Genomic DNA, 13394 nt, shown 5'->3' with positions numbered 1-13394 from the left:
TTTCCAGCCTACTGCGCCCTGGAAGACGAAGCGGCGCGAGACGAAGCGGCGCGAGACGAGGAAGTCTCCGCCGCGGCGGGACGCGACGACAGGGCCCGGATGCCATGCTGCAGCCCCTCGACGAGACCGTCGTCCCACGCGCCCGGCTCGACCGGACTCGCCTCACGGACCTCGATACCGTCCGGACCGATCGTCGCCGCGCACACCAGCAGCGACTCGAGCACGTGTCCGTCATGCTCGTCGCGGCGGAGCACCGACGCCGAGGGGTCGGAGGTCGACGCTTCGACGACGCCGAGCCACGGCATCCACCAGTCCTCCCCCGGTGCGAGCCCGGCGTCGCGGAACGCCCCGAGCCAGCGCGCGATACGCGGGGTGCCGGGGTCGTCGACCGCGTGGTGGGCGATCATGTGCGTTCCCGGGGCGAGTCGCGTGCGTCGAGCCTCGAGGCCGTCCCACTCCACCAGGTGCGCACCGTGGGCATCGACCTCGACGAGGTTGAAGCCGCGGGTGGGAGGGACTTCCGGGATGCCGTCGCCCACCGCATCGAGGGGGATGGCGCCGCGGCTCACCACCTCGTCGTCGCGACGGTCGGAGAGATCCTCGCGGTTCAGCAGCACGGCGAGCCGCCGGGCGTCGGGATCGACGGCGAGCCAGGCCCCTCCCGCGCGGTCGTCACGCACGCCCAGGATGCCGGGGCGCTCGGGCCACCACGCGCCGAGCCCGCGCCAGGGACGCTCGCGATCCTCGTCGCGGACGGCCAGCACCCGCACCGGTTCGCCGGGTTCGGCGGGAACGTCGATCACGACCGTGCACATTTCTCCCACGGTACCCGCGCCGCGGGCGCCCGGTGCCGTGACCTCGCCCGGGCGGCACGGGAACAGGACGGTCCCCAGCCTCGGCATCCTGTCTTCGCCGGATCCCCTGCCCCGGCAAGCCCCACCGCCCCGGGCCCGCACCCCACCGAAACAGGCACTCACTCGAGACCAGGACCACCCCCGCCCCCGGCATCCTGTCTTCGCCCAATCCCCTGCCCCGGTCCACCCCGAGCGGCATTCACAGACCGGATGCCCTGACCCCACGGGCGTCGGACCCTTCCCCGCCCAGTGCGTCGACCTGGAAGACTGGGGCGATGTTCGTCGTGGTGGGAGTGACCGGGGGCATCGCCGCCTACAAGACCGTCGGCCTCGTGCGGCTGCTGGTGAAGGCCGGGCACGACGTGCACGTGATCCCCACCGACGACGCCCTGCGATTCGTGGGCCTGCCCACGTGGGAGGCGCTCAGCCGCAATCCCGTGACCACCTCGGTGCACGACGACGTCGCGAAGGTGCGCCATGTCGCTCTCGGGCAGTCGGCCGACCTCGTGATCGTCGCCCCGGCGACCGCCAACACCCTCGCGGCGATGACCGCCGGACTCGCGTCCGACCTGCTCGGAACGACCCTGCTCGCCACGACGGCCCCGGTCGTCGTGGCTCCCGCGATGCACACCGAGATGTGGCGGCATCCCGCGACGGTCCACAACATGGAGGTGCTCCGCGCTCGCGGCGTGCACGTCGTGGGCCCGGATGACGGCGTGCTCACCGGCGGCGATTCCGGCCCCGGGCGCATGTCCGAACCCGAGGAGATCGTCGCGGCCGCGCTCGCCCTCGTCGAACGCGAGCGTGACCTCGAGGGCGTCTCGATCGTGGTGAGCGCCGGTGGCACGCGCGAGCCGATCGACCCGGTGCGCTTCCTCGGCAATCGCTCCAGCGGACGACAGGGTGTCGCGATCGCCCGCGCCGCCGCCGACCGCGGCGCGCGGGTGACCCTCGTCGCCGCGCACCTCGACGCCGACGTGCGCCCCGACCCCCGCGTCGAGGTCGTGTCGGTGGGAACCGCCGACGAGCTCGGAAGGGCGATGGATGCCACGGCCCCCGGCGCCGACGTCATCGTCATGGCCGCGGCGGTCGCCGACTACTCGGTGGCCGAGGTATCGGCGCACAAGCTCCGCAAGCAGGACTCCCCCGGCGGACTGACCCTGCAACTCACCGAGAACCGGGACGTCGTCGCCGGGCTCGTCGCGGCCCGACGGGAGGGGCAGACGATCGTCGCCTTCGCCGCGGAGACCGTGGCCGATGACGACGAGCTCCTCGAGCGCGCCCGCACCAAGGCCGCGCGGAAGGGCGTCGACCTCCTGGCCGCGAACGCCGTGGGGTGGACGCGAGGATTCGAGGCGTTGGACAACGCCCTCACGATCGTCGATCGGGACGGACGCGTCGTCGCGACGGCATCCGGATCGAAAGACGACACCGCCCACGCGCTGCTCGACGCGATCGCGGCGGTTCGCGTGTCACCCGGGAGCTGACGGGCCGAGTACGGGGCGCCGCGCGATCCTCGCCCTCACGTCAGCCCTTGCCGATCCCCTCGAGTGCGGCGATGATCTCGTCGACCTCGGTGCGCGTCGTGTAGTCGACGTGCACGTCGGCGAATCTGATCACGCCGTCCGCGTCGATGACGTAGACGGAGGGGAACGGGATGCGAGCGGAGTCGTCGGCGTTGCTGTCGGCCACGTCGAAGCCGAGCTCGGTGTGCGCTGCCCGCGCGGCGCTGCTCGGTTCGGTGACGATGCCGAAGCTCTCGGCGAGCGCGTTCGCGGGGTCGGAGAGCACGGTGAAGGCGAGCGAGCCGTTGGTCACGCTCTGCGTCGACCCCTCGGGCGTCTGCGGGGAGACGGCGATGAGGCGCACGCCCCGCTCGCGCAGCACGGGCAGCAAGTGCTCCTGGTAGGTGCGCAAGGTGATGTTGCAGTACGGGCACCAGGCGCCGCGATAGAAGACCACGACCGATGCCGCACCGCCGCGTTCGGCCTCCAAGGTGGTCGGAACGGCCTCTGCGGTGATGAGTTCGGCGTCCGGCGCCGGGTCTCCGACACCGAGCGCTGCGTGAGGCACTCCCGCGTCGCGCAGGTCGGACTGCTCCTCGGAGAACACCGATGCGAGGCGGTCGCCGATCTGCGACTCGAACCCGCCGGTGAAGTCGTCGATCTGCTGGGCGATGGACGGTGTGGACATGCGTGGCCTCCCCGGGATGTTCGGCGTCAGGCGCCGGCTCGAGGAGCGTATGCCGGTGAGAAGCGTGAAGCTCCGGCGCCGTCATGTTGCGAAGCATGGCGTCACGAAGCGTCATGCGCGAGGAGCGCGACCGTTGCGCCGCACGGCGTCCGGGTGGGTGAGGACGCGGACGCCCTCACCCGTCCGTCGACTCAGTATCCGTAGTACTGCAGCTCTTCGATCAGCGGGATGATCTGCCACAGCAGGTAGATCCCCCACACGATGATCGCGATGAGCGACACCACGTTGACCGCGATCGCCGCCCACATCGGCGCGAGACCGCTGCGCGTGCGCTTCCGCAGGATCACGGCGCGACCGATCACGTAGACCAGAGCGCTGCTGATCATCACCACGAAGAAGCTCCACGCCCAGTGGAACGGCCGCTCCACCCCGCGAGCCCGCAGCTGACGCCAGTCGAGGAACGCGAACAGCACCGTGACGGCGTAGTAGACGACGCTCGCGAGAGTGACCACGGCCGAGACGATCGTCTCGGTGGCCGTGGATCCTCCGCCGTACACCTGTGCGTAGAACGACTCCTGGATGAAGGTCGACCAGTCGAACAGGAAGAGGGAGAGCACCCCGACCAGCGGGAGGAAGGCCAGCAGCCAGACCCAGACGGTGTTGGTGGGGATGTCGGTGCGCGGGGCCGCGTCCGTCGACGCTGCGGCACCCGGGTACGCCGGCGCACCCGGGGAGGCGGGCGCACCCGCGTAGCCCGACGCGCTGGGCGAGTTCGGAGTGCTCGCCGCGGACGCGTACGCCCCGTACGTGGGAGCGGATGCAGCGGAGGAAGACGACGAGGGTGCCGGAGGCACGGGCGCCACAGGCGGGGCGACGATGGGCGGCACGGCCGAGGGCGCGGCGCGGACTGCGGCCGGGGCTGCGGCGGCGACCGGATCGGGCTCGGCGGTGTGGTCCGCAGCGACGACGGGCTCCGGGGCTGACGGCTCCGACGCCGCGGCGGACTCAGCGGCGAACGACTCAGCGGCGGCGGACTCAGCGGCAGGTTCCGAGGCGGTCACGGCCTCGTCCGGGTCGGTCGGAGCGAGGGACTCCCGGGCGTCCGAGACCGCGACGGACTCCGATGAGTTCGAGGCCGATGCGTCGGGGGCGACGGCGCTGTCTTCGCTCGTCGACGGCCCCGCGGCCTCCGGGGCGGTCGGCGTCGATCCGTCGACGGCGCGCACCTCGTCGGTCCAGCTCGTGCCGTCCCAGCGGCGCAGGCCGCCGCCTCCGGCGGGGTCGGGGTACCAGCCGTCGGGCGGTGTGGGCGTGTCGGTCATGGTCGTTTCCCCTGTCTGGTGCGGAACCGGGCGAGATCGCCCCGAGTCTAGTGAGAGCGCCCGACGTCATCGGAAGTCCCTCGAGGCGTGCGCGACTCCCACGCGCAGATCGGTGAACCCGTCGGCGACCACGTTGGTGACCCCCTCGACCGAGCGTTCGAGCATTCCGCGCACGATGAGCGCGGGTGACTCGCGGGCGACGCGCCGGTATCTGTTCCACACCCCCACCGAGCAGATGATGTTCATGAGCCCGTGCTCGTCTTCGAGGTTGAGGAACGTGATCCCGGATGCCGTGGCCGGCCGCTGCCGGTGGGTGACCAGACCCGCGACCTCGATGCGTCGACCGGTCTCGAACGTGCGCAGTTCGCGCGAGGTGATCACCCCGCGGGCGTCGAGCGCGGAGCGGAAATGGGTCAGCGGGTGGTCGTCGGCCGAGAGTCCCGTCGCCCACAGATCGGCGGCGAGCACCTCGTAGCTGGAGGGGTCGGTGAACAGCGGCGGCTGCACCGACACCAGGGAGTCGGGGAGGAACTCGGCACGATCCATCGCCGCCGATCCGGCGAGCCAGATCGCCTCGCGCCGGGTGTGCCCGAGGCACTCGAACGCCCCCGCCGTGGCGAGCGCCTCGATCTGCGCGGTGACGAGTCCCGTGCGTCGCACGAGGTCGCGCAGGTCGCGGTACGCGCCCCCGCTCTTGCGCTCGGCGACGATGCGTTCGGCGACCTTGACCCCGATCCCGGTGACCTCCGCGAGCCCGAGCCGCACGGCGAATCCCCCGTCTCGGCGATGGGCGAGGGTCTCGTCGGGTTCGGAGGGGTCGAACTCCCCCGTCGGCGGCTGATGCGCATCCGCGCACGTGTCACGCCCCGTCGGCGCCCCGACCCCGCGGCGCGGTGCGTCGTCGGAGCCGGGGGCGTCCGCGACATCCCGCGACCCCCGCCGCCTCTCGTCGCCCCTGCCGACCGACGCCTCCGGCGGCACCCCGGCATCCCCTCCCGCTCCGGAAGCAGCGGCGTCGTCGAGCACCTCGAGCGACGCCTGCACCTCCGAGCGCAGCAGATCGGGCCGGCGCACCACCACACCGTGACGGCGGGCGTCGGCGGTGAGGGTCGCGGGCGAGTAGAACCCCATGGGCTGCGCGCGCAGGAGCCCCGCGAGGAAGGCCGCCGGGTAATGCAGCTTGATCCACGAACTCGCGTAGACCAGCAGCGCGAACGACAGCGAGTGCGACTCGGCGAACCCGAAGTTCGCGAACGCCTGGATCTTCGCGTACAGCTCGTCGGCGACCTGCCCGACCAGGCCGTTCTCGGCCATGCCGGCATAGAGCGTCTCGCGGAGGGAGTCGATGCGTTCGAGCCCGCGCTTGGATCCCATGGCCCGCCGCAGCAGGTCGGCGTCTTCGGCCGAGCAGTTGCCCACGGCCACCGCCATCTGCATGAGCTGCTCCTGGAACACCGGAACACCCATCGTGCGCGACAGCACCGGCTCGAGCTTGGGGTGCACGTAGGTGATCTTCTCCTGACCGAGCTTGCGCCGCACGAAGGGATGCACCGCCCCGCCCTGGATCGGTCCCGGGCGGATGAGCGCGATCTGCACGACCAGGTCGTAGAACTTCCGCGGCTGCAAGCGCGGAAGCAGTCCCATCTGCGCGCGCGACTCCACCTGGAACACCCCGATCGAATCGGCCCGGCACAGCATGTCGTACACGGCCTTCTCTTCCTTCGGCAGCGTCGACAGCTCCCACTTCTCGCCCGTGGCATCCCGGATCAGGTCGAAGCAGTACTGCAACGCCGCGAGCATGCCCAGGCCCAGCAGATCGAACTTCACCAGCCCCATCCAGGCCGCGTCGTCTTTGTCCCACTGGATGACCGTGCGGTTCTCCATGCGCGCGTGCTCGATGGGCACCACCTCGCCCACCGGCCGGTCGGTGAGCACCATTCCCCCCGAATGGATGCCGAGATGCCGCGGCGCCTTCAGCAGCTCGGAGGCGAACTCGATGACCTGATCGGGGATGTCGTGGTCCGACCCGGTCTCGAGGGTCGCGCCCCAGCGCTCGACCTGCTTCGACCAGGCGTCCTGCTGCCCCGGCGAGTGCCCGAGCGCGCGGGCCATGTCGCGCACGGCGTTCTTCGGGCGGTACTGGATGACGTTGGCCACCTGCGCCGCGCGCTCGCGCCCGTACTCCTGGTACACCCACTGGATGATCTCTTCGCGCCGGTCGGAGTCGAAGTCGACGTCGATGTCGGGCTCCTCGTCGCGCAGGCTCGACAGGAACCGCTCGAACGGCAGCCGATAGAAGATCGAGTCGACCGCCGTGATGTTCAGCAGGTAGCAGACGGCGCTGTTCGCGGCGGACCCGCGCCCCTGGCACAGGATGCCGCGGCGGCGGGCCTCGGCGACGATGCCGTAGACGATGAGGAAGTATCCCGGGAAGTCCTTCATCTCGATCACCTCGAGCTCGCGCTCGATGCGGCGGCGGTCGTCGTCGGAGAGGTTCGGGTATTTCGTCGGCACCGCCTCCCAGACCAGGTGCCGCAGCCACGACATGGGCGTATGCCCCTCGGGCACTCTCTGCTTCGGCAGGGCCGGCTTGGCCCGGCGCAGAGGGAAGGCGATCTCGTCGGCGAGCGCCACCGTGCGCGCCACGGCGCCGGGATACCGGGCGAAACGCGCCGCCATCTCCGCCCCCGAGCGGAGGTGCGCCCCGGCGTGGGCGGGGAGCCACCCGTCGAGCTCGTCGAGGCCGCGGTTCGCCCGCACCGCGGCGACGGCGGCGGCGAGCAGCTGCTTCTGCGGGGCGGCGTAGTGCACGTTGTTGGTGGCCAGGGTCGCGAGCCCTCTCTCGGCCGCGAGGCCGGCGAGCACGTCGTTGCGGCGCGAGTCGAGCGGGTCGCCCTGATCCATCAGCTCGACGTAGACGGCCTCGGCCCCGAACAGGTCGACGAGGGTGTCGAGTTCGCGTGCCGCACCCGCCGGCCCCTCGAACGCCAGGGCCTGACGCACCGCGCCCTTGCGGCATCCGGTGAGCACCGCCCAATGGGGGTCGCGCGGTCCCCCGGCGCGTTCGGCGAGGTCGTCGAGGTCGTAGACCGGACGCCCCTTCTCGGCCCCCTCGAGCTGCGCGTGGGTGATCGCGGCGGCGAGCCGGTGGTACCCCTCTTCGCGGCGCGCGAGCACGAGCAGGTGCGACCCGGTCGGATCGGCCTCGCCGTTCTGCGGGCCGGGCAGCCCCAGCGACAGCTCGGCCCCGAAGACCGTCTTCACCGCACGCGCCTCGGCGGCCTCGGCGAAACGCACGATGCCGTAGAACCCGTCGTGATCGGTGAGGGCGAGGGCGTGCAGGCCGAGGCGTTCTGCCTCTTCCACGAGCTCCTCGGGTGACGACGCCCCGTCGAGGAACGAGTACGACGAGTGCGCGTGCAGTTCGGCGTACGGCACGGTGTCGGCCGGACGCTCGATCGTCGGGGGCACGTAGGCGCCGCGTTTGTGCGACCACGCCGGACTGTCGCCGCCGTCGCCGTTCGGCGGGGCGCCGGTGGGCCGCCGCGCGTCGCTGAGCAGTCGTTCGAGTTCCGACCACTTCACCGGCGGGTTGGTCCAGCCCATCAGCGCACCTCCGTCCCGGCGGCGGCCGACCCGCGCGCCCCGCCCGGAGCACGGCGGCACACCGCGGCGCGTGCAGCGATCCGAGCAGAGCCCGACGCGCCGCCGCTCGGGGTCCCACGCTCGAGTACGCCCTCAGTCATAGCGTCCCTCCGCTCGCCATTCCCCTTCTTCGACGACGAGCAACCACGCTCCCCCGTCGGCGTCGACGACCTGGAACCGGTGCGCCCGCCGGGCGCGCAGCGGATCCCATCCGCGCTCGCTGATCGGCCAGGGGCCCGCCCACTCCTGGATGCGTCGACGCTGCCCCGCCGTCTCGAGCACCGCCGGTGGAGCGCTCAGCGCGTCGCGCTCCCCCACGGTGACGGGTGCCCCCGCGATGTCGGTGACCCCCACCAGGCGAGGCTCGGGATAGACGGTCGCCGGCAGGGGGTCGGGGAGGCTCCCCGGCCAGGGGCGCGTGCGCTCCTTCGCCGTGACGGCGCGGTCGCCCCACGGCACGAGCACCTGGCGTTCGGCGAGCCACCGCCCACCGCCGATCACCGGCGTCACCACGGCGCGGTGCCCGAGCATCGCCTGCACGCGCGAGAGCGCGTGGTGCACGCGCTCGTCGGGACCCGCGCCGAACAGTCCCCGGGCGTGATGAGCGGCGGCGTCGACCGCCTCGGGCTCGATGTGCACGCCCGCGACCCCGCTGCCGAAGATGCCCTGGGCGTCTTCGGCGAGCTGCCAGCGCACGCGGTCGACCACGCCGGCGGCGTCGAACGAACCGGGGTGCAGCCACACGCGCTCGCTGCGCTCGCCCCGTTCGCCGGTGAGGACGACACGCAGCTCGGTGCACACCAGGTCGTGCGCGCCGAGGCGAGCGATGAACTCCTCGGCCGCCACGCGCACGCCGAAGGCGATCTGGTCGGCCAGCTCGAGAGGGGGCTCGAAGGCGACGTCTCGGTGCAGCTCGGGCGGGGGTGTGCGCGGCTGCACCGGCTGCGAGTCGAGACCTCCCGCCAGGGCGTGCAGACGCACCCCCCGCTCGCCGAAGCGCTCCCGCACCCTCTCGACCGGGAGGCCCGCCAGCTCGCCCAGGGTGTGCACCCCCAAGCGCGAGAGGAGGCTGCCGAACTCGTCGTCGTCGAGGGTCGCGATCGACAGCGGCGCGAGGAAGGCTCCCGCCTCTCCCGGCGGAACGACGCGCACGGGCTCGTCGACACCGGCAGTACGCGCCGCCTGCTCGGCGGTGAAGACGCCGTCGGCCACGCTCGCCCGCACCCCGGCGAACCCGTCGTCGTCGAGCAGGCGGAGCAGCTTGCGCGCCGCCTCGAGCTCGCCCCCGTAATAGCGAGCCGGACCCCGGGCCCGTAAGGCGCACAGCCCCGGACGCACCACCTGCACCCCGGGGGCGTGCTCCTCGACGCGAGCGACGACGGGGGCGAAAGCGCGGGCATCGCGCACGGGGTCGGCGGGCACCACCTGCAGCCCGGGGCACAGGGCCTGCGCGTCGCGCCGCTTCTGCCCGCGTCGCACGCCCTGCGCGCGAGCCGCCCACGAGCACGCGACGACGACGTTGTTCGCGAACACCGCCACCGCGGCATCCGGCTTCGGAGGAGACACGGCCTCGCGCACGAACGCCGTGATCGGCCAGTCGGGGAACCACAGCACGAGACTGCGCGTCGGCGCCGCCATCAGCCCACCGCCCGCACGGGGTAGGCCTCGCGCTCGCGGGGCACGAGGCGCTCGGCGGGGGCGCCCAGCAGCTCGATCGAGCCATCGGCCGCGGGCAACAGCATGCGGGCGCGGCGGGCGTTCGGCGAGCGACGACTGCTGACCGACACCGTGAGCTCGCGACCGGCCAGGTAGCCGTGCCCCTGTCCGAGCCCGGTCCAGTGCGGGTCGGCCACGTCGATCACGGCCTCCGCCTGCGGCCACGCGCCCTGCACCAGCAGCACCGACCCCCGGTCGCGCAGTCGCGCCGCCAGCCGGGTGGTCTCGGCCCCTCCCCGCGCGGCCGGGGAACCGACGGGCGGACGCACGGCCACCACGGGGAGCACCTCGGTGATCGTCGCGGTCACCGCGAGCCAGCGCGGTCCGGGGTCGGGGATGAAGACGAGCCGGTCGAGATCGAGCCCGTACTTCTCGGCCGCCTCGGCCCCGAGCTCGGGCATGCCGATGACCCCGCACCACGCGCCGTCTTGCGAGGGACGCGCCATGAGGGCCAGCAGGAGGGATGCCGAGCGGGCGAGCGCGTACGCCGATCCCGAGCGCAGCCCCCCGCCGGGCAGCAGCGACGAGAACGCCGGATGCGTGGGCAGCACGGGGGCGTCCATGCGCCGCCCCTGCATGCGCTCGAGGCGATCGCGCAGCGCGGTGATGTCGGGTACGGCCTGTACCTGGTCTCTCACGATCGCCCTCACTCCCACAGGTTAGAACATGTGTTCTAGTGTCTCAATCCCTGTGGTCGAAGATACGATCGACCTCCGACATCGCCGGATCATCGGGCCCGTCGCGATGCATCAGCCGGGTCGGACCCGCCGCGTCGTATCCCTCACGACGGAACCCGCCGCAACGAACCCGTGTCCGCGGGAGCGTACCCTCTCGTCCCGACGACGCGCGCGTCAAGGATCGACGACAGACCCCGTCTTCCATAGAAGATGAACAGCGACGGAAGGTCCCCCCAATTGGTCGTCGAAACAACGATCCGCCGCGATGATCTGCGGCGGGATGCCAGGCGTCGTGATGTCTCGCGCACACGACGCCTCGCCCTGGTGCGCGTGATCGTCATCCTGTCGGCTGCGACGGGCCTGAACTACATCACATGGCGGTGGCTGGCGTCGGTCAACTGGGAGTCCTGGTGGATCGCGGTCCCCCTCGTGCTCGCCGAGACCTACAGTCTCATCGACTCGCTCCTCTTCGGCCTCGGCGCCTGGCGACTGCGCGAGCGGCACGATGCTCCCCCGCTGCAGCACGAGGTGACGGTCGACGTCCTCGTGACCACCTACAACGAGCCCCTCGATCTCGTCATGGAGACCGCACGCGCGGCCAAGGCGATCCGCTACCCCCACGAGACCTGGATCCTCGACGACGGCGACCGCCCCGAACTGCGCGCCCTCGCCGAGGCCGAGGGCATCGGCGTCATCACCCGTTCGGAGGCGTGGCGCAACAGGCCGCGTCACGCCAAGGCCGGCAACCTCAACAACGCCCTGATGGTGACCGAGGGCGAGTTCTTCCTCATCCTGGATGCCGACCAGATCCCGTCCCCCGACATCCTCGACCGCACGCTCGGCTGGTTCGAAGACGACCGCGTCGCCCTGGTCCAGACGCCGCAGTGGTTCACCAACGTCCCCGCGAGCGATCCGCTCGGCAGTCAGGCACCGCTGTTCTACGGACCCATCCAGCAGTCCAAGGACGGGTGGAACGCCGCCTTCTTCTGCGGCTCTAACGCCATCCTGCGCCGCGAGGCCCTCATGCAACTCGGCGTCTCGCGCTACGTCGGCGAGGTCACGCTCGCGGTCAACCGCGGCATCCGCTCCTCGCGTCGCGTGCTCGCCCGCGCGCGGCGCGAGCACGCGTCCGACGCCCGCATCGTGGCATCCCTCGATCGCGTCTCCCGCGCGCTCGACGACCTGAAGGCCGGGATCGCGCGCGGCGACGCCCTGGCCGACCTGACCTACGGGTTCCAGCGGCAGATCGTGGCGGTGCGCCGGGAACTCGCCGATCAGGACATCGCCGACGTGCGCGCCGAACTCGCCGAGCTGGCCGAGGTGACGGGCGACCCCGCCGCCCTCGCGGCGATCGACGACCTCGCTCTCGAAGCCCTCGGCGAGCGCAGCCTGTCGCCCCTGGCCGCGGTGGAGTCGGTCAGCATGCTCGTGGAGTCCTTCGACGTGGGACGCGAGGAAGAGGCGCAGGCCATCATGCCGCTGGCCACGATCTCGGTCACCGAGGACATGGCCACCTCGATGCGTCTGCACGGCCTGGGGTGGAAGTCGGTCTACCACGACGAGGTGCTCGCGAAGGGCCTCGCCCCGGAGGACCTCCCCACCATGCTCACCCAGCGCCTGCGCTGGGCGCAGGGCACGATGCAGGTCATGTTCCGCGAGAACCCGCTCGTGCAGAAGGGCATGAACTGGGGACAGCGTCTGATGTACTTCGGCACGATGTGGAGCTACCTGTCGGGGTTCGCCGCGATCGTGTACGTCGCCGCGCCGGTGCTGTACCTGTCATTTGGAGTCATGCCCGTCCAGGCGTGGAGCGTGGATTTCTTCGCCCGCTTCATCCCCTTCTTCGTCATCAACCAGGTGCTGTTCCTGGTGGTCGCCAACGGCCGACCGACCTGGAGGGGCGCGCAGTACTCGCTCGCCCTGTTCCCTGTGTGGATCCGCTCCGTCACGAGCGCGTTCGACAACGTCTACCGCGGTCGTTCGCTCGGGTTCTCGGTCACCCCGAAGACCCGCTCGGTCGAGAACCGCCCCCGCTGGGACCTCGTCAAGCCGCAGCTGTGGGTGATGGTCGCCCTCGTCGCCTCGCTCGGCGTCGTGGCCGTGCGGTACGCCGCGGGGCAGGCCGAGGGCATCGCTCCGCTGATCAACATCGCGTGGGTCCTCTACGACCTCGCCGTCTTCAGCATCATCGTCCGCGCGGTGCTGTACTCCGCCTCCGATCACCAACCGAAAGGTTACTGACATGCTCCAGGTCGACATCGATCCCCGTGCCGACGGGACGGTCGTGACGCCGCGCGGCCGTTTGACGATGGTCTCGGCGAAGTCGTTCCGCGAAACGGTCACCGCCGAGATCACCCGCGGCAAGGGCGGCATCGTGGTGGTGGACCTCTCGCAGACCGAGTTCGTCGACTCGTCGGGCCTCGGCGCGCTCGTGGCCTGCCTGAAGACCGCGCGCCAAGCGGGCGGCGACCTCCGCCTCGCGGCGCCGAGCGAGCAGGTCACGATGGTTCTCGGTCTCACCAACCTCGACCGGGTCCTGCGCCCGCGTCCGAGCGTCGACGAGGCCCTCCGTGACTGAGTCCGAAGCACGCCGCTCCCTCGACGCGGCCGTCGTCCCGGCGAGCCTCGACGCCATCTTCGACCTGCTCGCCGAGTGGTGGGAGGAGGTCGGCGAGGTGGCGCCGATGACGAGGTTCGGCTTCGAGACCGCGGTCATCGAGATCGCCGGCAACATCGTCGAGCACTCGCGCGGCGAGTCCGACGAGCGCCGGTTCACGCTCGACCTGTTCGCCGACGCGCAGACCCTGAGCGCGACCTTCCGCGACGACGGCGACCCGCCCCTGCTCGACCTGGCGACGGTGCACATGGCGGATGCCGATGAGGAGAGCGGCCGCGGTCTCGCCCTCGCCAACGCGGGCGTCGACGACGTCGGGCTGCGTCGCGAGGGCGACCGGAACGTCTGGACATTGGAGACGAGACGAGAGTGA

The 13394-nt window shown here is 71.6% G+C and carries 10 protein-coding genes; 4 read left to right on the top strand and 6 right to left on the bottom strand.

From position 1 onward, the window contains the following. Positions 1–8: 8 nt before the first annotated feature. Positions 9–815 carry an NRDE family protein gene (locus RWH44_RS12700; RefSeq protein WP_316004844.1) on the bottom strand — a complete coding sequence of 269 codons (807 nt, stop codon included), beginning with the start codon at positions 813–815 and terminating at the stop codon, positions 9–11. A 314-nt stretch (positions 816–1129) separates the two neighbouring features. Between RWH44_RS12700 and coaBC the strand changes: the two genes are divergently transcribed. Continuing rightward, the gene (coaBC, locus tag RWH44_RS12695; protein WP_316004843.1) at positions 1130–2341 is read left to right on the top strand and encodes a bifunctional phosphopantothenoylcysteine decarboxylase/phosphopantothenate--cysteine ligase CoaBC; all 1212 of its coding nucleotides are present in this window, start codon (positions 1130–1132) and stop codon (positions 2339–2341) included. Between the two features lie 40 nt (positions 2342–2381). Here the strand turns inward: coaBC and RWH44_RS12690 are convergent, their stop codons facing one another. The 5 genes from RWH44_RS12690 to imuA' form a co-directional block, all read right to left on the bottom strand. Then, entirely contained in the window at positions 2382–3047 is a 666-nt protein-coding gene (locus RWH44_RS12690) for a peroxiredoxin-like family protein (protein ID WP_316004842.1), read from the bottom strand. A 191-nt stretch (positions 3048–3238) separates the two neighbouring features. After that, positions 3239–4369, bottom strand: coding sequence for a DUF2510 domain-containing protein (locus RWH44_RS12685; protein WP_316004841.1), 1131 nt, complete (start codon positions 4367–4369; stop codon positions 3239–3241). A 66-nt stretch (positions 4370–4435) separates the two neighbouring features. Beyond that, positions 4436–7975: an error-prone DNA polymerase gene (locus tag RWH44_RS12680; protein WP_316004840.1), complete on the bottom strand. Its 3540-nt coding sequence runs from the start codon at positions 7973–7975 to the stop codon at positions 4436–4438. Positions 7976–8107: 132 nt separating this feature from the next. Next, positions 8108–9652 carry a DNA polymerase Y family protein gene (locus tag RWH44_RS12675; RefSeq protein ID WP_316004839.1) on the bottom strand — a complete coding sequence of 515 codons (1545 nt, stop codon included), beginning with the start codon at positions 9650–9652 and terminating at the stop codon, positions 8108–8110. Then, positions 9652–10368, bottom strand: coding sequence for a DnaE2-dependent mutagenesis accessory factor ImuA' (gene imuA' / locus RWH44_RS12670; protein WP_316004838.1), 717 nt, complete (start codon positions 10366–10368; stop codon positions 9652–9654). The genes RWH44_RS12675 and imuA' overlap by 1 nt, the downstream gene beginning before the upstream one ends. Before the next feature lie 363 nt (positions 10369–10731). Between imuA' and RWH44_RS12665 the strand changes: the two genes are divergently transcribed. The 3 genes from RWH44_RS12665 to RWH44_RS12655 are packed head-to-tail and all read left to right on the top strand — an operon-like array spanning position 10732 to position 13394. After that, positions 10732–12648, top strand: coding sequence for a glycosyltransferase family 2 protein (locus RWH44_RS12665; protein WP_316004966.1), 1917 nt, complete (start codon positions 10732–10734; stop codon positions 12646–12648). Between the two features lies 1 nt (position 12649). Next, positions 12650–12985 (top strand): STAS domain-containing protein, encoded by a 336-nt coding sequence (locus RWH44_RS12660; RefSeq protein ID WP_316004837.1) that lies wholly within the window; start codon positions 12650–12652, stop codon positions 12983–12985. Continuing rightward, entirely contained in the window at positions 12978–13394 is a 417-nt protein-coding gene (locus RWH44_RS12655; RefSeq protein ID WP_316004836.1) for an ATP-binding protein, read from the top strand. The genes RWH44_RS12660 and RWH44_RS12655 overlap by 8 nt, the downstream gene beginning before the upstream one ends.

It is taken from the genome of Microbacterium phycohabitans (genome assembly GCF_032464935.1).
GTDB lineage: Bacteria > Actinomycetota > Actinomycetes > Actinomycetales > Microbacteriaceae > Microbacterium > Microbacterium phycohabitans.
This window is presented reverse-complemented; position numbering and strand designations above follow the sequence as displayed.

What these genes read in the sequence shown, in the direction of transcription:
- RWH44_RS12700 (WP_316004844.1), bottom strand. Translation starts at nt 815, where the DNA reads ATGTGCACGGTCGTGATCGACGTTCCCGCCGAACCCGGCGAACCGGTG.
- coaBC (WP_316004843.1), top strand. Translation starts at nt 1,130, where the DNA reads ATGTTCGTCGTGGTGGGAGTGACCGGGGGCATCGCCGCCTACAAGACC.
- RWH44_RS12690 (WP_316004842.1), bottom strand. Translation starts at nt 3,047, where the DNA reads ATGTCCACACCGTCCATCGCCCAGCAGATCGACGACTTCACCGGCGGG.
- RWH44_RS12685 (WP_316004841.1), bottom strand. Translation starts at nt 4,369, where the DNA reads ATGACCGACACGCCCACACCGCCCGACGGCTGGTACCCCGACCCCGCC.
- RWH44_RS12680 (WP_316004840.1), bottom strand. Translation starts at nt 7,975, where the DNA reads ATGGGCTGGACCAACCCGCCGGTGAAGTGGTCGGAACTCGAACGACTG.
- RWH44_RS12675 (WP_316004839.1), bottom strand. Translation starts at nt 9,652, where the DNA reads ATGGCGGCGCCGACGCGCAGTCTCGTGCTGTGGTTCCCCGACTGGCCG.
- RWH44_RS12660 (WP_316004837.1), top strand. Translation starts at nt 12,650, where the DNA reads ATGCTCCAGGTCGACATCGATCCCCGTGCCGACGGGACGGTCGTGACG.